The 16613-nt window shown below is 63.3% G+C and carries 17 protein-coding genes; 14 read left to right on the top strand and 3 right to left on the bottom strand.

What is annotated here, in order from left to right:
- The first annotated feature begins 205 nt into the window (after positions 1–205).
- From rlmN to G6N74_RS12830, 3 genes are read left to right on the top strand one after another with little or no spacing between them, the layout of a single operon-like run.
- Positions 206–1438 (top strand): dual-specificity RNA methyltransferase RlmN, encoded by a 1233-nt coding sequence (gene rlmN / locus G6N74_RS12840; RefSeq protein ID WP_165118843.1) that lies wholly within the window; start codon positions 206–208, stop codon positions 1436–1438.
- Between the two features lie 29 nt (positions 1439–1467).
- Positions 1468–1875 carry a hypothetical protein gene (locus tag G6N74_RS12835; protein ID WP_165117910.1) on the top strand — a complete coding sequence of 136 codons (408 nt, stop codon included), beginning with the start codon at positions 1468–1470 and terminating at the stop codon, positions 1873–1875.
- Complete coding sequence (locus G6N74_RS12830; protein WP_165117908.1) at positions 1872–2372, top strand: hypothetical protein; 501 nt, start codon at positions 1872–1874, stop codon at positions 2370–2372. Before G6N74_RS12835 ends, G6N74_RS12830 begins: the two co-directional genes overlap by 4 nt.
- Here the strand turns inward: G6N74_RS12830 and G6N74_RS12825 are convergent.
- Complete coding sequence (locus G6N74_RS12825; RefSeq protein ID WP_165117906.1) at positions 2353–2994, bottom strand: LysE family translocator; 642 nt, start codon at positions 2992–2994, stop codon at positions 2353–2355. The genes G6N74_RS12830 and G6N74_RS12825 overlap by 20 nt on opposite strands.
- A 169-nt stretch (positions 2995–3163) precedes the next feature.
- On the opposite strand from G6N74_RS12825, the gene G6N74_RS12820 reads away from it, so the two are divergent.
- Together G6N74_RS12820 and G6N74_RS12815 are read left to right on the top strand one after the other, a co-directional pair.
- Positions 3164–4387 (top strand): argininosuccinate synthase, encoded by a 1224-nt coding sequence (locus tag G6N74_RS12820; protein WP_165117904.1) that lies wholly within the window; start codon positions 3164–3166, stop codon positions 4385–4387.
- Between the two features lie 41 nt (positions 4388–4428).
- Positions 4429–4926 carry a hypothetical protein gene (locus G6N74_RS12815; RefSeq protein ID WP_246245754.1) on the top strand — a complete coding sequence of 166 codons (498 nt, stop codon included), beginning with the start codon at positions 4429–4431 and terminating at the stop codon, positions 4924–4926.
- A 75-nt stretch (positions 4927–5001) separates the two neighbouring features.
- Here the strand turns inward: G6N74_RS12815 and G6N74_RS12810 are convergent, their stop codons facing one another.
- Complete coding sequence (locus tag G6N74_RS12810; protein ID WP_165117900.1) at positions 5002–5820, bottom strand: lytic murein transglycosylase; 819 nt, start codon at positions 5818–5820, stop codon at positions 5002–5004.
- Between the two features lie 193 nt (positions 5821–6013).
- Between G6N74_RS12810 and G6N74_RS12805 the strand changes: the two genes are divergently transcribed.
- Complete coding sequence (locus G6N74_RS12805) at positions 6014–7324, top strand: flavin monoamine oxidase family protein (RefSeq protein ID WP_165117898.1); 1311 nt, start codon at positions 6014–6016, stop codon at positions 7322–7324.
- A 34-nt stretch (positions 7325–7358) separates the two neighbouring features.
- Positions 7359–8030, top strand: a complete 672-nt coding sequence (locus G6N74_RS12800; RefSeq protein WP_165117896.1) for a DUF1236 domain-containing protein — start codon at positions 7359–7361, stop codon at positions 8028–8030.
- Between the two features lie 68 nt (positions 8031–8098).
- Here the strand turns inward: G6N74_RS12800 and G6N74_RS12795 are convergent, their stop codons facing one another.
- Positions 8099–9856: a putative bifunctional diguanylate cyclase/phosphodiesterase gene (locus G6N74_RS12795; protein ID WP_246245753.1), complete on the bottom strand. Its 1758-nt coding sequence runs from the start codon at positions 9854–9856 to the stop codon at positions 8099–8101.
- 147 nt (positions 9857–10003) lie between these two features.
- Here G6N74_RS12795 and G6N74_RS12790 point away from each other — a divergent pair, with 147 nt between their 5' ends.
- From G6N74_RS12790 to G6N74_RS12760, 7 genes are all read left to right on the top strand, one after another.
- Positions 10004–10963 (top strand): CPBP family intramembrane glutamic endopeptidase, encoded by a 960-nt coding sequence (locus tag G6N74_RS12790; RefSeq protein ID WP_165117894.1) that lies wholly within the window; start codon positions 10004–10006, stop codon positions 10961–10963.
- The gene (locus G6N74_RS12785; protein ID WP_165117892.1) at positions 10960–11418 is read left to right on the top strand and encodes a GNAT family N-acetyltransferase; all 459 of its coding nucleotides are present in this window, start codon (positions 10960–10962) and stop codon (positions 11416–11418) included. Before G6N74_RS12790 ends, G6N74_RS12785 begins: the two co-directional genes overlap by 4 nt.
- Before the next feature lie 266 nt (positions 11419–11684).
- Positions 11685–13277, top strand: coding sequence for a signal recognition particle protein (gene ffh / locus G6N74_RS12780; protein ID WP_165117889.1), 1593 nt, complete (start codon positions 11685–11687; stop codon positions 13275–13277).
- An 8-nt stretch (positions 13278–13285) separates the two neighbouring features.
- Positions 13286–13627 (top strand): chorismate mutase, encoded by a 342-nt coding sequence (locus tag G6N74_RS12775; protein WP_165117887.1) that lies wholly within the window; start codon positions 13286–13288, stop codon positions 13625–13627.
- Between the two features lie 28 nt (positions 13628–13655).
- A complete protein-coding gene (gene rpsP, locus G6N74_RS12770) occupies positions 13656–14051 on the top strand; it encodes a 30S ribosomal protein S16 (RefSeq protein ID WP_165117884.1) in 396 nt (131 codons plus the stop codon).
- A gap of 90 nt (positions 14052–14141) precedes the next feature.
- Positions 14142–15764, top strand: coding sequence for an ABC-F family ATP-binding cassette domain-containing protein (locus tag G6N74_RS12765; protein WP_165117882.1), 1623 nt, complete (start codon positions 14142–14144; stop codon positions 15762–15764).
- 231 nt (positions 15765–15995) lie between these two features.
- Positions 15996–16613, top strand: a 618-nt coding sequence (locus G6N74_RS12760; RefSeq protein WP_376767709.1) for a calcium-binding protein, incomplete at its 3' end; no start/stop codon positions are given.

Genomic DNA, 16613 nt, shown 5'->3' with positions numbered 1-16613 from the left:
CCGGCCTTTTCTTTAGGAAGCCTCAGCCTACTCGTGGCCGCTATCGTCGATCAGGCAGGCTTATTTGACGGCCTCTCTGGCCGCACGCCTTGGAATCGCCGCATAGCCTCCCCATCTGCGGGCCGTGACGCCGCCGCGATCTCGTGATATGTGCGGCTCAATGGATCGCCTCGTCGCGACCGCATCAACCCCGATTACCGGTATCATGGCTCTTTCGTTCGATCTCACCGCAGACACAACCCGCGACGCATTGCGCGCCCGCGCCGCCACGCCCGCAAAGGCCTCGCTGGTCGGGCTGACGCGCGCCGAGTTGGCCGCAGCACTTGTTGCCGCCGGCATCGTGCCCGAGCGGCAGGCCAAGATGCGCGCCCAGCAGCTCTGGCACTGGCTCTATGTGCGCGGCGTCTCCGACTTCGCCCATATGTTCAACATCTCGAAGGATCTGCGCGCGGCCCTCGAGCAGCATTTCACCATCGCCCGCCCGGAAATCGTCGAAGAACAGATTTCCAGCGACGGCACGCGCAAATGGCTTTTTCGGTTCCCGCCGCGCGGTGCGGGCCGCCCGGTCGAGATCGAAACCGTCTACATTCCCGAGGAAGGGCGCGGCACGCTGTGCATTTCTTCGCAGGTGGGATGCACGCTGACCTGCTCCTTCTGCCACACCGGCACGCAGAAGCTGGTGCGCAACCTGACGGCGGAAGAAATCCTGACCCAGCTGATGTCGGCGCGCGACCGGCTCGGCGATTTTCCCGACCGCGACACGCCCGACGGTGCCATCGTGCCGGCGGAAGGGCGGAAAATCTCCAACATCGTCATGATGGGGATGGGCGAGCCGCTCTACAATTTCGAAGAGGTCAAGAAGGCCCTGCTGATCGCCTCCGATGGCGACGGGCTGTCGCTGTCCAAGCGCCGCATCACGCTGTCGACCTCCGGCGTGGTGCCGGAAATCTTCCGCACCGGCGAGGAGATCGGCGTCATGCTGGCGATCTCGCTGCACGCCACCAATGACGATCTGCGCGACATGCTGGTGCCGATCAACAAGAAGTATCCGCTGAAGGAGCTGATCGCCGCCTGCCGCGCCTATCCCGGCCTGTCCAATGCGCGCCGCATCACCTTCGAATATGTGATGCTGAAGGACGTCAACGATTCCATCGAAGACGCCAAGGCGCTGATCAAGCTGCTGAAGGGCGTCCCGGCCAAGATCAACCTGATCCCGTTCAACCCATGGCCTGGCACCAACTACCAGTGCTCGGACTGGGAGACGATCGAGAAGTTCGCCGACTACATCAACAATGCCGGCTACGCCTCGCCCATCCGCACCCCGCGCGGCCGCGACATTCTTGCGGCCTGCGGCCAGTTGAAGTCGGAGTCGGAGCGCATGAAGAAGACCGAGCGGCTGGCACTCGAAGCCATGATGATCGCCGGGCACGGCGAGTGAGGCCTACTTCGACTTTAAGGCGAGCTGGTTTGGTCTCGCTGGGCTATGTCTGCGCCGTATTCGCCGCTGTTTTTGTCTCTGTCTTCCTGTACCAAGGCAGTTCCATAGGCTCCGCGTTGGATCTTATGACCGGAATAGCAACAGGGCTGATTTTCACGTTTCCCACGGCGCTGCCGGGCTTTATCCTCGCTCTGTATGTGGCGAAAGTTTTCGAGCGGCGTCACTGGCTTTTCTTTTCCATTGCCGGAGCATTGAACGTTCTGCCGGCCTTTTTGTTTTTGGAACTCTTTTTCCAGTTCAACGGGGAGACGGCGGGGTCATTTTTGCAAAGCAGCCTGCCCTTGTTCTGCCTGCCGGGTGGTTTCCTGGGAGGGCTTAGCTTCTGGTTGGTTGCCCACGGGTCTTCCGATGCTTCGCCGAAGGGCGTGACATCATGACCAGCATCCTCCTGATCCTCGGCCGGCTGTTCGTCATCCTCGTGGGCTTTGTCGGCGCAGCGCTGGCGGCGAGCGCTTTCATAAATATTCTGGCGTTGGGCGCGCTGGGTGCCCCTCCCGGCGATCCGGTCGCCAGCGCATCGCTTGTCTTTACCATTCCGTTCATGGCGCTCTTCGTCGCCTACTACGCATTCTTCCCGGCAGTGATCGCAATCACCTTCACCGAGCTTCTCGGCAAGCGCGACTGGCTGACCCATGCGCTTTGCGGTGGCGGCGTGGCGCTGACACTTGTCGGCATCCTGCTCTCCGGCACATGGCAGGTCGATGTGAATGAGGGGCTGGAGCCCTATTGGCTGCGTCTCGACGATCCGCGGCTGGTCATGCTGCTTCTCGGCGCGGGGCTGTTGGGCGGCATCGCCTACTGGCTTATCGCCGGCAATTCCGCCGGAAGCTGGCGCAGCGAGAGGAAAACCCCGCCTACTTCGCCTGCGCCGTAAGGATTTTCAGCGCAAAGGCCGAGAACACGCCGGCAAACAGATAGTCGACGATGCGCGTCACCGTCGGGTTCTTCTTCAAGAGCCCGGCGAACCTATCGGCGGCAATCACCATCGGAACCGTCAGCGGCAGCGACAGCGGGATGAACAGCACGCCGAGGAAGAACAGCTTTCCCGGCGCATGCGGGTCATGCGCGGAGACGAACTGCGGCAGGAAGGTCATGAAGAACAGGATGATCTTCGGGTTGAGCAGGTTGATGCCGAGCCCCGTCGCCCAGTTCTGGAACAGCGAGCGCGGCGCGCGCTTCGTCATGTCGGGCGAGAACGCCGAGCCGTGGCGGATCGCCTGATAGGCGAGCCACACCAGATAACCCGCCCCGCCGATCTTCAGCGCCAGAAATGCCTGCGGCGAGGCGACGATCAGCGCCGAAAGGCCCAGCGCCACCAGCGCGGTGTGGATGATGATGCCGCTCATCGCCCCGAACATGCAGGCAAAGCCTGCCGCCCTTCCCTCAGACAGCGCGCGCCCGACGAACAGCGTCATGTCCGGCCCCGGCGTGATCGCGATGATGAAGGTGGCGATGGCGAACTGGACGATGATGGCGGTATCGGGAATGAAGGACATTCTTTTCGGGCCCGGCTGAGAACGGCGCAAGCTAGCTCAAAGCTCTTTGCCGCGCCAGCGTGATTCCCACCCCGCAAAGCTTGCCCGCGTTGCCTTTCCTGCTAATAGTGCCCGCCGAAAGCGGAGTGCCGCCGTGGCCTTTCCGCACCTGGAAGGACCGGATCGTAAAATGTCGAAATGGAAAGACGTGAAAAAGGTCGTGCTCGCCTATTCCGGCGGTCTCGACACCTCCATCATCCTGAAATGGCTGCAGACCGAACTGGGCGCGGAGGTCGTGACCTTCACCGCCGATCTCGGCCAGGGCGAAGAGCTCGAGCCGGCCCGCAAGAAGGCCGAGATGATGGGCATCAAGGAAATCTTCGTCGAGGACGTGCGCGAAGAGTTCGTGCGCGATTTCGTCTTCCCGATGTTCCGCGCCAATGCCGTCTATGAAGGCGTCTACCTGCTCGGCACCTCGATTGCCCGCCCGCTGATCTCCAAGCACCTCGTCGACATCGCCAAAAAGACCGGCGCCGACGCCATCGCCCACGGCGCCACCGGCAAGGGCAACGACCAGGTCCGCTTCGAGCTTTCGGCCTATGCGCTGAACCCCGACATCAAGATCATCGCGCCGTGGCGCGACTGGTCGTTCAAGAGCCGCACCGACCTGCTCGAATTCGCCGAACAGCACCAGATCCCGGTCGCCAAGGACAAGAAGGGCGAAGCCCCCTTCTCCGTCGACGCCAACCTCCTGCACTCGTCTTCCGAGGGCAAGGTGCTGGAAGACCCGGCGGTCGAAGCCCCCGAATATGTCCATATGCGCACCATTTCGCCGGAAGCCGCGCCCGACAAGGCGACGGTCATCAAGATCGGCTTCGAGAAGGGCGACGCGGTTTCGATCAATGGCGAGCGCCTGTCGCCGGCAACGCTGCTGGCCAAGCTCAACGACTATGGCCGCGACAACGGCATCGGCCGCCTCGACCTGGTCGAGAACCGTTATGTCGGCATGAAGTCGCGCGGCGTCTATGAAACGCCGGGCGGCACGATCCTGCTTGCCGCACACCGCGCCATCGAATCGATCACGCTCGACCGCGGCGCCGCGCACCTCAAGGACGATCTGATGCCGCGCTATGCCGAGCTGATCTATTACGGCTTCTGGTTCTCGCCCGAGCGCGAAATGCTGCAGGCGGCAATCGATCTCAGCCAGAAGAACGTGGAAGGCGAAGTGACGCTGAAGCTCTACAAGGGCAACGTCATGGTCATCGGCCGCGAGAGCGCAAAATCGCTCTATTCCGACAAGCTGGTCACCTTCGAAGACGACCAGGGCGCCTACGACCAGAAAGACGCCGCCGGCTTCATCAAGCTCAACGCGCTGCGCCTGCGCACGCTCGCCGCGCGCGACCGGCGCGGGTGAGACCCATGCGCCCTGGCCGATGTCTGACGTTTTGCCTGCTTATGGCAGGACCAGCATCGGCCCAGGATGCCGGCTTCGACCCTTCGACGCTCGATCTGCCCGCGCTCATCGAGTGCCGGGCCGACGTTCAAACTTACAATGTTTTTGCTTTCTGGCTGGCGGCGGAGACGGACACATCCAGCACGCTCGGCTGGCAGGAAACCGAATCCGGAAATCTCTTCCTAAAACAGTACAGCCTGCCCGCCCCGGTTAGCGTCTTCGGTCAGGAAACCGATACGATCGCCTTTACTGCCTCCGGACCCATGGCGGTTCTCGACGGCATTTCGCCGGCGGAGATGGCGCAGAAACTGGAAATCACGCCCGCAATTTCGACGCCCGAAAAGTTCCTCGGCGAGAAAGTCGTTGTCGACAAGACCGAGGAGGATGGCGGGATGCGGTTCCAGACCCGCATTTCGGTGAATGTCTCGACCGTCGATTCTCACCCCGGCAAGACGCTTGCCGGCTGCTCCTACAGCATCAGCATGCAGGAAGCCGAATAGACGGCTCAATAGCAGCAGCAGCACACAAAAAAACCCGGCGTCACCGCCGGGTTTTTGTTTTTGCTTCAGGGACTTTTACTGCCCGTCGATTTCCGCGCCGATGATGGCGATGGCCTGCTGGTAGACGCTGGCTGCGTTCCAGCCCTGGATGGCGCCGAAATTGGCCTGTCCCGGCTGGTAGCCGCCACCGCGCGACCAGCCATGGCCGCGCAGGAAGTTGGCGGTCGAGGCCAGTGCATCGGCCTTGCCCTTGAGGTCGACGCGGCCATTGCCGTCGCCGTCGACGCCGTATTTCAGCACGTTCACCGGCAGGAACTGGGTCTGGCCGATCTCGCCATGCGCCGCACCCGTGGTCGCGGCCGTCAGCGTGCCGTTCTGCACGAGCTTCAGCGCGGCATAGAGCTGGTCGGTGAAATATTCGGTGCGGCGGCAGTCATAGGCGAGTGTCGCGACGGCCGACAGCGTGTTCTGGTTGCCGGTGAAGCTGCCGAAACCCGTTTCCATGCCCCAGATCGCGATCAGCGGGCCGGCGGGCACGCCGTAACGCTGCTCGATGCTTTTGAACAAGGCCGCATTCTGCGCCTTCATCGCCTTGCCGCGCGAGGCGATGGTCTTGCCGCCGCGCTTGGCCATGAACTGGCTCAGCGACAGCTTGAAGCTGTGCTGGTTGCGGTCGGCGGAAATGGTCTTGGTGGCATATTTGGTGCCGGCCAGCGCGCTCAGCGCACGGCCGCTGATGCCGTTGGCCGCAGCTTCCTGGCCGAACTGCTTCTTCCATGCCTCGAAGCCGGCGGCGGTGTTGCCGCATTGGGCCGCATTTGCACTGCCGGTCGCAAGACCGAGCATGGCGAAGGCGGCGGCGGCAAAAAACTTTCCCTTGGCAGAAAATGCCATGCTGTTCTCCTGATTGCCTGAATCACGTCCCTGAAACGCTATCTGCCAGCAATTGCTTGATTTGTCACCGTTAAGATCAGGTTTACGAGCAAAGCAAGCGATACTGGCGAACAAGATGAAATTTCCGTAAGGTCAAGTACTGGGAACGGTATCTGATCGCCCGGTCCTGATCAAAGTCCTGAGGGGGACTTTCATGGAAGATGTCGATGTCGTGATCGTCGGCGCGGGTTCGGCAGGTCTTGCCGCGGCAAAAGTCCTGCGGGCTGCCGGTCTTTCCTTCAGGGTTCTCGAGGCCATGGACCGTATCGGCGGCAGGGCCTGGACCTCCAGCCAGCATTTCGGCGTTCCCTTCGATATCGGCTGCGCCTGGCTGCATGCCGCCGACCGCAACCCGTATTTTCCGGACGCCCAGTCAGCAGGCTGGACGCTCCACCACCACGACATGAATGTCGATCACCTCTATTATGGCAAGCGCAAGGCCAGCGAGGCCGAAGAGGCGGAGATGAAGCGCGCCGACGCCCAGCTTGCGGCTCTTCTCGAAAAATGGGACGGCGCCGACGACCGCGTCTCCGCGCTGCTCGCCTCGGGCCGGCTGGCCAAAGGTTCTGCTCCGCGCGCTGCCGCAACCTTTTCCGGTCCGATGGACTTCGGCCAGGATTACGACGAGGTCTCGGTCCAGGATTTCCGCGCCGCAGCCGACCTCGACCCGAATTATTTCACCAAGGAGGGTTTGGGCGCGCTGGTCGCCCGCTTCGGTGCCGACGTGCCGGTGGAACTGTCGACACCCGTCCGCAAGATCCTCTGGGACGTGCCGGGGGTTGCCGTCGTCACCGATCGCGGCACCATCCGCGCCAAGGCCGTCATCGTCACCGCCTCGCCGGCGGTGCTGGCCTTCGAGGAGATCGAGTTCTCGCCCTTTCTGCCGGACGCCTATGTCGAGGCGTTCTTCGATCTGCAGATGGGCATGCTGACGAAGCTGCCGATCGAGATCAAAGGCACGCGCCTCGGCCTTAACCCGTTCGACGACCTGCTGATCGAGCGGCCGGCCCGCCACGACGTCTATTTCCTCTGCTTCCCCTTCGATCTCGACCTGATGGTCGGTTTCGTCGGCGGCGACTTCGCCTGGGAGATGTCGGCCGCCGGCGAGGCGGCGGGCATCGATTTCGTCACCGACCGGCTTTGCGGCATTTTCGGCAGCGACGTGAGGAAGCATGTCGGCCGCGCCATGATGACCAATTGGGGAGCGGAGCGCTTCGTGCGCGGTGCTTACGCTGCCGCGCGGCCCGGCAAGGCGTCCGCCCGCGCGACCCTCATGCAGCCGGTCGCCGAGCGCATATATTTTGCCGGCGAGGCGCTTGCCGGACCGTTGATCCAGACCTGCGGCGGCGCAAGATTGTCGGGCGAAGCCGTTGCCGGCGAGATCGCCAACCGCCTGTCCCTTGCCCCGAAATCGTCACCGAATGACCTTATTTTAGCGGGAACTCATGGAGCCTCCCCGGATTGATCCTCTCTAGAGGGGTCAAAAACGGAGAGAGATGATGAAATCCATGATTCTTGGCTCAGTGGCAGCCGCCGCCTTGCTTGCCATTTCGGGAGCGGCCTTTGCCGCTGAAGTAACTGCCGTGACGGACCTCAATGTCCGCTCGGGGCCCGGCCCGCAATACCCTGTCGTCAGCTTCATCGGCGCCAATGAGGGCACCACCCTCAATGGCTGTATCGAAAACAGCAAATGGTGCTCGGTCGTCACCGCCGATGGCGAGGGTTGGGTCTATGCCGACTATCTGACTGGCGATTTCGGCGGATCGGGCGTCGTGCTCAGCGAGCGCCCTGCAGATTCCCAGGTGACCATCGTCGAAGCGCCCAAGGGTGAAGGCGGTGCAACCGGCGCGTTGGTCGGCGGTGCCACCGGTGCTATCGGCGGCGCGCTCATCGGCGGGCCGATCGGTGCCGCAGTCGGCGGCGTAGCCGGCGTGGCGGTCGGAGGCTCGGCAGGGGCTGCGGCGGAACCGCCGCCGGAAGTGCGCACCTACGTCACCAGCCATCAGGTCGACCCGGTCTACCTCGACGGTGAAGTCGTCGTCGGCGCAGGCCTGCCCGACACGGTCGAACTTCAGGAAATTCCCGACTACGACTATCGCTATGTCTATGTGAACGGCCAGCCAGCCCTGGTCGATCCAGGCACGCGCAGGATCGTCTATGTCGTGCGGTAATCCTCACCGCTAACGCTTTAAAAAGCCGGACGGCCCTCGCCGTCCGGCTTTTTTGCAGGTTCCGCAAATCAGCGGGATCCGGCAGCCTTCCCCCTGGCCTTGCCCTTGGTCTCGACAAAGCGGCGCGTGAATTCCTCGGACGGCAGCGCCCTGGCGTAGAGATAACCCTGGCCGATCCTGCAGCCCATGGCGAGCAGTGCGGCCTGCTGTTTCTCGGTTTCGATACCCTCGGCTATGACATCGAGACCCATGCTGCGCCCCATGCCCAGCAGCGCCTGGACTATGGCGCCAGCCGAGCGGTCGGTGAGCAGGTCGCGAACGAAGCTCCGGTCGATCTTCAGCGTGGTCAGCGGAAAACGTTTGAGCGTGCTCAGCGAGGCGTGGCCGGTACCGAAATCGTCGAAGGCCACCCCGACCTGACGGTCGCGAAGTTCGCGGAAGGGCGCCAGCACCCGGTCGTCGTTTTCGAGAACGACCGTCTCCGTTACCTCGACCTCCAGCGCCTCCGGCGGCAGCCCGTGACGATCGAGCGTCTCGGTCACCACCTGCGCCAGGTTTCCAGCGTTTATCTGCGCGGAAAACAAGTTTGCCGCGATCCGCATGTCGGGCAGACCTGTGCTGCGCCATTCGGCGGCCTGCCGGCAGGCTTCGTCGAGGATCCAGCCGCCGACCTGCAGTGCCAGCGAATGGGATTCGAGCACCGACAGGAACGTTGCCGGTAAAAGCAGGCCGCGCGTCGGGTGGTTCCAGCGCAGAAGCGCCTCGGCCCCGAAGACCGCACCGCTTTCGAGGTCGATCTGCGGCTGGTAGTGCAGAACCAGTTCCCCGGCGCCGACGGCTTGAAGCAGTTCGTCCTTCATCAGCCGCCGCGCCGCCATCGCGCTGCGCATTGCCGGCTCATAAAGCCTGAAACCCGGGCTGCCGTCGCGCCTGGCGTGGGACAGCGCGAGATCGGCGCTTGCAATCAGCTCTTCTGGATCGGCGCCATGGGCAGGCCCGAGGGCAACGCCGACGCAGGCACCGAGCTTGAGGACATGATCGCCGATGGTGAAGGACTGCCGGAAGGCATCGAGGATGGACCGCGCGGCAGCGGACGCTTTCATGGGATCGCCGACATCGGGCAGAATAACGGCAAACTCGTCGCCGCCAATTCTCGCCGGGATGGCGTCGGCATCGAGCACGGCCGGCAGCCGGACCGCAAGCGCCTGCAAAAGCGTGTCGCCGGTCGCATGGCCGAGATTGTCATTGACCTTCTTGAAGCCGTCGAGATCGAACAGGAGTATGGCCGCCTGCCCGCCTGCCGCAAGGATGGCGCCGAGCCGCTCGTTGACCTGCGCGCGGTTGGGAAGGCCGGTCAGCGGATCGTGATGGGCAAGCCGGTGAAGCCGGGTATCGCGCTGGCGGCGCTCGGATATGTCGCGGATGATGCCGCCCATCACCACGCCGTCCGGCCCTTGCCAGACCGAAAGCGACAGCTCGATGGGGAATTCTGTGCCGTCGCGCCGCAAGGCCGCGACCTCTACCGTCTTGCCGCTGAGCTTTGACGGCTGGCCGCCGCCGACACGCGCCACGCCGGCGCTGTGAGCGCCCCGCAGCCGCTCGGGAATGATCAGGTCGAGCGTGTGGCCGATCATTTCGTGGCGTTCATAGCCGAGCAGGCGCTGGCCCGCTTTGTTGACATAGGTGATGATGCCGCGCGCATCGATCATCATCAGGGCGAGTTCCGTCGTGTCGGCAAAGCCGGCCAGAGCCGAGGCGGTGCCGTCGGGGTAGGAGCGATGGTCGTCAACCCGATCGGAACGCGAACGGTCGGATGCATCATTCATGGATGACACTCTAAACGGAGCCGCATGCTTACCCCACTATATCTTAGCTGGAATTCCTTAACATTAGCTAAGTTGAAAATGCCTTTTGTCCGCCGCAACCTGTTCCCCGAATCCTGAGATTGGGTATATTCGCGCGAAGGGGCTTGCATGACACTGGATCCGACCGCTTTTGAGCAATACAGGCGCAGCGCCAACAAGACGACGCTGCCGCGTCTGCTTGTCGGCACGCTGATCATCACTGCCTTCTGGTTCGCCGTGACAGTCGGCGTCACACTCGTGGCCGAGCACTATCTTGCCGCCCCGACCGAAGGAAGTTTCCTCGAGACAAGCGTAGGAATGCTGGCCGCACTCCTCACCTTCGCAGGCATCTGGCTCGGTGTCTGGATCGAGATGCGCCACACCCACCGCGAGCCGCTCAGCGCATTGTTCGGCTACAGCCGCAGGATATCGTGGCCGGGCTTCTGGAAGGGGCTGGCGGCCGTGCTGGCGACCTCACTGCTGTCCGAGGTGCTTTTGTATGCGCTGCAGCCGGAAATGAAGCGAAGTTCGCTCGATCTGTCGTCATGGCTGCTGCTTCTGGTCCCTGCGGGACTTCTGATCTTCGTGCAGACCTCTTCGGAGGAAATCCTGTTCCGCGGCTATTTGCTGAGAGGCCTGGCGCATCGCTTCCGAAGCCCGCTGGTCTGGGCGCTTCTGCCGGGGCTGGCATTCGTTTCCCTGCACTGGAGTCCCGGCACCAGCATGATGGTGAATGCCGTTGGACTGGCCTCGATCGGCCTGTTTACCGTCGTGCTGACATTGCTCGTCTACAAGACCGGCAATCTGGGCGCGGCGATGGGCGCGCATCTCGGCAACAATCTGGTGGCGTTTCTGCTGGTTTCACATCAGAGCTCCTTCAGTGCCCTTGCCCTTTTCAACGGCAAGCCGTTGGAAGGGGACGGGTGGACACCGACCGACATGGTCCTCGTTGGCGGGATCGGGCTTGTCGCCAGCCTGCTGACAGCCCTCCTTCTCCTGCATCCGCGCTCGCCCCTGAAGGTCTCCACCGACAGCGCCCCGCTTTCGCCCGTACCGGAGGCGGCTGAGGCATCTCCCGTGCAGCCATGAGCGATCTTCTGTTCCGTCCAGCCAGTGAATCCGACCTTGCCGCCATCGTCGCCCTTCTGGCTGACGACAACCTCGGCAGCACACGCGAAAACGCCTCTCTGCCGCTCGACCAGCGCTATAGTGCTGCCTTCGAGGCAATCGCGCGCGATCCCAACCAGCTTCTTGCCGTCGCCGAACTGGATGGAAAAGTCGTTGGCTGCCTGCAGGTCACCTTCATTCCCGGACTGTCGCGCACGGGCATGTGGCGCGGCCAGATCGAAAGCGTGCGCATCGCCGCCTCGCTGCGGGGACGCGGCGCGGGCAAGGCCTTTTTCGCATGGGCAATCGAGCAATGCCGGTCGCGCGGCTGCGGCCTCGTCCAACTCACCACCGACAAGGCGCGGCCCGAGGCGCTTGCCTTTTACGAGTCACTCGGCTTCAAGGCGAGCCATGAAGGTATGAAGCTGGCGCTTTGAACCCCATCGGGGGCCCGTTTTCGTGCCATTCCCTTGACTCCTGCCGCCTTTTCCTGTCTACAGCCTCGAAATTCCGCGACGAGTAACAGACTCCGAGCAGCCGACCGGGACCCCTAGTGGTATAAATCGATCCCGGAGGCCAACACCCGGCAGCGCAATGCGCCCCCGGGTGCTTTTTGGTTTTGGGCTTTGCTTGGGTTTTAACTTCGGCGCGAAAGCACTACCTCTCGGGCATCATCCGGGTGCCAGAGATAAAGGGAAACTGAATGTTTGAATCGCTACAGGAACGCCTTGGCTCGATCCTGAACGGCCTTACCGGCCGTGGCGCGCTGTCGGAGGCCGATGTCACGGCCGCCCTGCGCGAGGTTCGCCGTGCGCTGATCGAGGCGGACGTCGCGCTCGAGGTCGTGCGTTCCTTCGTCGACAAGGTGCGCTCGAAGGCTGTCGGCGCCGAAGTTCTGAAGTCGATCAAGCCCGGCCAAATGGTCGTCAAGATCGTCCATGACGAGCTGGTCGAGATGCTGGGCGCCGAGGGCGAGCCCATCGACCTCAACGCGCCGGCACCGGTCGTCGTCATGATGGTCGGCCTGCAGGGTTCGGGCAAAACCACCACCACCGGCAAGATCGCCAAGCGGCTGACCGAGCGCCAGGGCAAGAAGGTCCTGATGGCCTCGCTCGACACGCGCCGCCCGGCAGCCCAGGAGCAGCTGCGCCAGATCGGCGAGCAGGTGAAGGTCGCGACACTGCCGATCGTCGCCGGCCAGACGCCGGTCGACATCGCCAAGCGCGCCGTGCAGGCAGCCAGGCTCGGCGGCCATGACGTCGTCATCCTCGACACCGCCGGCCGCACCCATATCGACGAGCCGCTGATGGCCGAGATGGCCGACATCAAGCGCGTCTCCTCGCCGCACGAAATCCTGCTGGTCGCCGACTCGCTGACCGGCCAGGACGCCGTCAACCTCGCCAAGAATTTCGACGAGCGCGTCGGCATCACCGGCCTCGTGCTCACCCGCATGGACGGCGATGGCCGCGGCGGTGCCGCCCTTTCGATGCGCGCCGTCACCGGCAAGCCGATCAAGCTGGTCGGTGTCGGCGAAAAGATGGATGCGCTGGAGGAATTCCATCCCAAGCGCATCGCCGACCGCATCCTCGGCATGGGCGACATCGTCTCGCTGGTCGAGAAAGCCGCCGAAAACATCGACGCGGAACAGGCCGCGGCGATGGCCAAGAAGATGCAGTCGGGCAAGTTCGACCTGAACGATCTGGCCGGTCAGCTTGGCCAGATGCAGAAGATGGGCGGAATGGGCGGCATCTTGGGCATGATGCCCGGCATGGGCAAGATGAAGGACCAGATTGCCGCTGCCGGCCTCGACGACAAGATGTTCGGCCGCCAGCTCGCCATCATCTCCTCGATGACCAAGGCCGAGCGCGCCAATCCCGACCTGCTCAAGCACTCGCGCAAGAAGCGCATCGCCGCCGGCTCCGGCACCGATGCCGCCGAAATCAACAAGCTGCTTAAGATGCATCGCGGCATGGCCGACATGATGAAGGCCATGGGCGGCAAGGGCAAAGGCGGTGGCCTGATGCGCGGCCTCATGGGCGGCATGGCGCAGAAGATGGGCCTCGGCGGCCTTGCCGGCGGCATGGGCGGTATGGGCGGAATGCCCGACCTCTCCAAGATGGACCCGAAACAACTCGAAGCCCTGCAGAAGCAGGCTCAGGCATCGGGCCTCGGCAAAGGCTTGCCCGGCGGCCTTCCCGGTCTTGGCGGCGGTGGTCTCCCCGGCCTTCCCGGCGGCATGAAGCTGCCCGGCCTCGGCGGACCTGGCGGCCTCCCGGGTCTCGGCAAGAAGAAGTGAGTGTTGCGATGGACGATGTGAACCCGAAGGCAATGCTTGCCGAATACCGCGCTTCGATCGACAACATCGACGCAGCCCTCATCCACATGCTGGCCGAGCGTTTTCGCTGCACCAAGGCAGTCGGCGTTCTCAAGGCAACGCATGGCCTGCCGCCGGCCGATCCGGCGCGCGAGCAGACCCAGATAGAGCGGCTGCGCCGGCTTGCCGACGACGCCCAGCTCGACCCCGATTTCGCGGAGAAGTTCCTGAACTTCATCATCCGCGAAGTGATCCGCCATCACGAGGCAATCGCCGCATCGAATGGCACCGAGAATTCGACCGCATCACGCGGCGGACAACAGACCACCTGAATTGAACGAACCCCCCTAGGAGAAGAACATGTCACTGAAGATTCGTCTGGCCCGTGCGGGCTCCAAGAAGCGCCCTTACTACCACATCGTCATCGCCGACGTGCGCTCGCCGCGCGACGGCCGTTTCATCGAGACGGTCGGCGCATGGAACCCGATGCTGCCCAAGGAAGGCGAGCGCGTGAAGCTCGAAGAGGACCGCATCAAGCATTGGCTCGGCCACGGCGCCCTGCCGACCGACCGCGTTGCCCGCTTCCTCGACGCTGCCGGCCTGACCAAGCGCGACGCCCGCTCGAACCCGACCAAGGCACTTCCGGGCAAGAAGGCGCAGGAACGCGCCGACGCCATCAAGAAGGCCCAGGAAACCGCTGCTGCAGCGCTCGCAGCAGCAGCTGCCGCTCCGGCCGAGGAAGCCCCGGCGGCGTAAGCCATCGTTGGTCTGTTATTTGCGAAACGGCGGGTTTTAGGCCCGCCGTTTTGTTTTCCAACCTCCCGGAAATTCCCAGGCGTCGAAACCATGATCCGCATCGAAAACGTCAGCAAGCAAAACAGCCACCGGCTGCTTTTCATCGAGGCCTCCGCGACCCTGCAGAAGCAGGAGAAGATCGGCCTGGTCGGCCCCAACGGCGCGGGCAAGACGACCCTGTTCCGCATGGTCAATGGCGAGGAACTGCCCGACGAGGGCCAGGTTTCGACCGAGCGCGGAATCACCATCGGATATTTCAACCAGGACGTCGGCGAGATGTCGGGCCGCAGTGCCGTGGCCGAGGTCATGGACGGCGCCGGACCCGTGAGCGAGATCGCGGCGGAGCTTCGTGCGCTTGAAGCGGCGATGGTCGATCCAGAACGCACCGACGAGATGGATGCCGTCATCGAGCGCTATGGCGAAGTGCAGGCCCGCTATGAGGAATTGGATGGCTATTCGCTCGACGGCCGCGCCCGCGAGGTGCTGGACGGGCTGGGTTTCAGCCAGGAGATGATGGACGGCGACGTCGGCGCGCTCTCGGGCGGCTGGAAGATGCGCGTGGCGCTCGCCCGCATCCTTCTGATGCGCCCGGACGTGATGCTGCTCGACGAACCGTCGAACCATCTCGACCTCGAAAGCCTGATCTGGCTGGAGGCGTTCCTGAAAGGCTATGACGGCGCGCTGTTGATGACCTCGCACGACCGCGCCTTCATGAACCGCATCGTCAACAAGATCATCGAGATCGACAGCGGCTCGCTCACCACCTATTCCGGCGACTACGAATTCTACGAGCAGCAGCGCCAGCTGGCCGACAAGCAGCAGCAGGCGCAGTTCGAACGCCAGCAGGCCATGCTCGCCAAGGAGATAAAATTCATCGAGCGCTTCAAGGCGCGCGCCTCGCATGCCGCGCAGGTACAGAGCCGCGTCAAGAAGCTGGACAAGATCGACCGCGTCGAGCCGCCCAAGCGCCGCCAGACGGTGGCCTTCGAATTCCAGCCGGCGCCGCGCTCCGGCGAAGACGTGGTCACGATCAAGAACGTGCACAAGCGCTACGGCAGCAAGGTCATCTATGAAGGACTGGACTTCCAGGTCCGCCGCCGTGAGCGCTGGTGCATCATGGGCATCAACGGTGCCGGCAAGTCGACGCTGCTCAAGCTCGTCGCCGGTGCTTCGGAGCCGGACCAGGGCACGGTGGCGCGCGGGCCGAGCGTCAAGATGGGCTATTTCGCCCAGCATGCCATGGACCTGCTCGACGGCGACCTGACGGTCTTCGAACAGCTCGAGCATACGTTCCCGCAAGCGGGTCAGGCACCGCTGCGCGCGCTCGCCGGCTGCTTCGGCTTCTCGGGCGACGAGATCGAGAAGAAGTGCCGGGTGCTTTCAGGCGGGGAGAAGGCGCGGCTGGTGATGGCGATCATGCTGTTCGATCCACCCAACCTGCTCGTGCTTGACGAGCCGACCAACCATCTCGACATCGCCACCAAGGAAATGCTGATCGCAGCACTTGCGCAGTATGAAGGCACGATGCTTTTCGTTTCGCACGACCGGCATTTCCTCGCGGCGCTGTCCAACCGCGTGCTGGAACTGACGCCAGAGGGCATCCATACCTATGGCGGCGGCTACGTCGAATATGTCGAACGCACCGGCCAGGAGGCCCCCGGCCTGAGGCATTGAACAGGCAGTCGTCCGGTACGCCCGAGCCCTTCCCGCTTTGGCGTCACATCAACGGCAAGGCCAGTCGAGGCGAGTGGCTTGCGGCTTTGTACGGCGGCAATGAAGGAATGGTTAAGGATATACAACCGGCATAGGTGACGGCGGCAAACCTTCCCGTCATGATTGAGGAGACGCGGGCGCCAGTGGCGGACTGAAGCGATACCGGTCAATCCAGGAGGAGTGGAGACCAAAATGGCGACTGTTTTTGGCACCGACGGCAATGATTTTATCCATCTCGCAGGCGACGGGCGCACGGCACCAATCGGCTACACTGATATCACCTTCAATCCGGGTGATCTTATCGCCGCGCTCAGTGGCGACGACATTCTTATCGGCACCGCCGCAGGCAATCGCTTCGGCGGCTATGACGGCTACGACATCCTCGACTATTCGGATTTCGCGCAAGGCGTCGTCATCAACGAGATCGACGGTGGCATCCGTTTTCTCGATGGCACCCTGATCGGTACGATCGCCGCCAGCGCGGGGATCGAAGAATTCCAGGGCACAACCTTCAACGACGTCCTCGCGACGGCCGGGGGAAGCGCGGTAACCCTCCACGGCAACGGCGGCAACGACACGCTGATCGCCAATTCGAATGTCGAACTCCTGGACGGCGGCGCCGACAATGACACCGTCAGCTACACCAACTCCACCGCAGGGGTAACAGTGGACCTGAACCTCGGCGTGCAGGTTTCCGGCGGCCATGCCGGCGGCGACACACTGGTCGGCATCGAGAACGTCACCGGTTCGGCATTCGCTGACAGCCTGACTGGCGATGCCGAAAACAATGTGCTCGCCGGCCTCGACGGT

This window comes from Mesorhizobium zhangyense, assembly GCF_011045115.1.
GTDB lineage: Bacteria > Pseudomonadota > Alphaproteobacteria > Rhizobiales > Rhizobiaceae > Mesorhizobium_M > Mesorhizobium_M zhangyense.
Note: the sequence above shows the minus strand (reverse complement) of the source record. Positions and strands in the feature narration are given on the sequence as shown.

What these genes read in the sequence shown, in the direction of transcription:
- rlmN (WP_165118843.1), top strand. Translation starts at nt 206, where the DNA reads ATGGCTCTTTCGTTCGATCTCACCGCAGACACAACCCGCGACGCATTG.
- G6N74_RS12830 (WP_165117908.1), top strand. Translation starts at nt 1,872, where the DNA reads ATGACCAGCATCCTCCTGATCCTCGGCCGGCTGTTCGTCATCCTCGTG.
- G6N74_RS12825 (WP_165117906.1), bottom strand. Translation starts at nt 2,994, where the DNA reads ATGTCCTTCATTCCCGATACCGCCATCATCGTCCAGTTCGCCATCGCC.
- G6N74_RS12820 (WP_165117904.1), top strand. Translation starts at nt 3,164, where the DNA reads ATGTCGAAATGGAAAGACGTGAAAAAGGTCGTGCTCGCCTATTCCGGC.
- G6N74_RS12815 (WP_246245754.1), top strand. Translation starts at nt 4,429, where the DNA reads ATGGCAGGACCAGCATCGGCCCAGGATGCCGGCTTCGACCCTTCGACG.
- G6N74_RS12810 (WP_165117900.1), bottom strand. Translation starts at nt 5,820, where the DNA reads ATGGCATTTTCTGCCAAGGGAAAGTTTTTTGCCGCCGCCGCCTTCGCC.
- G6N74_RS12805 (WP_165117898.1), top strand. Translation starts at nt 6,014, where the DNA reads ATGGAAGATGTCGATGTCGTGATCGTCGGCGCGGGTTCGGCAGGTCTT.
- G6N74_RS12800 (WP_165117896.1), top strand. Translation starts at nt 7,359, where the DNA reads ATGAAATCCATGATTCTTGGCTCAGTGGCAGCCGCCGCCTTGCTTGCC.
- G6N74_RS12795 (WP_246245753.1), bottom strand. Translation starts at nt 9,856, where the DNA reads ATGAATGATGCATCCGACCGTTCGCGTTCCGATCGGGTTGACGACCAT.
- G6N74_RS12790 (WP_165117894.1), top strand. Translation starts at nt 10,004, where the DNA reads ATGACACTGGATCCGACCGCTTTTGAGCAATACAGGCGCAGCGCCAAC.
- G6N74_RS12785 (WP_165117892.1), top strand. Translation starts at nt 10,960, where the DNA reads ATGAGCGATCTTCTGTTCCGTCCAGCCAGTGAATCCGACCTTGCCGCC.
- ffh (WP_165117889.1), top strand. Translation starts at nt 11,685, where the DNA reads ATGTTTGAATCGCTACAGGAACGCCTTGGCTCGATCCTGAACGGCCTT.
- G6N74_RS12775 (WP_165117887.1), top strand. Translation starts at nt 13,286, where the DNA reads ATGGACGATGTGAACCCGAAGGCAATGCTTGCCGAATACCGCGCTTCG.
- rpsP (WP_165117884.1), top strand. Translation starts at nt 13,656, where the DNA reads ATGTCACTGAAGATTCGTCTGGCCCGTGCGGGCTCCAAGAAGCGCCCT.
- G6N74_RS12765 (WP_165117882.1), top strand. Translation starts at nt 14,142, where the DNA reads ATGATCCGCATCGAAAACGTCAGCAAGCAAAACAGCCACCGGCTGCTT.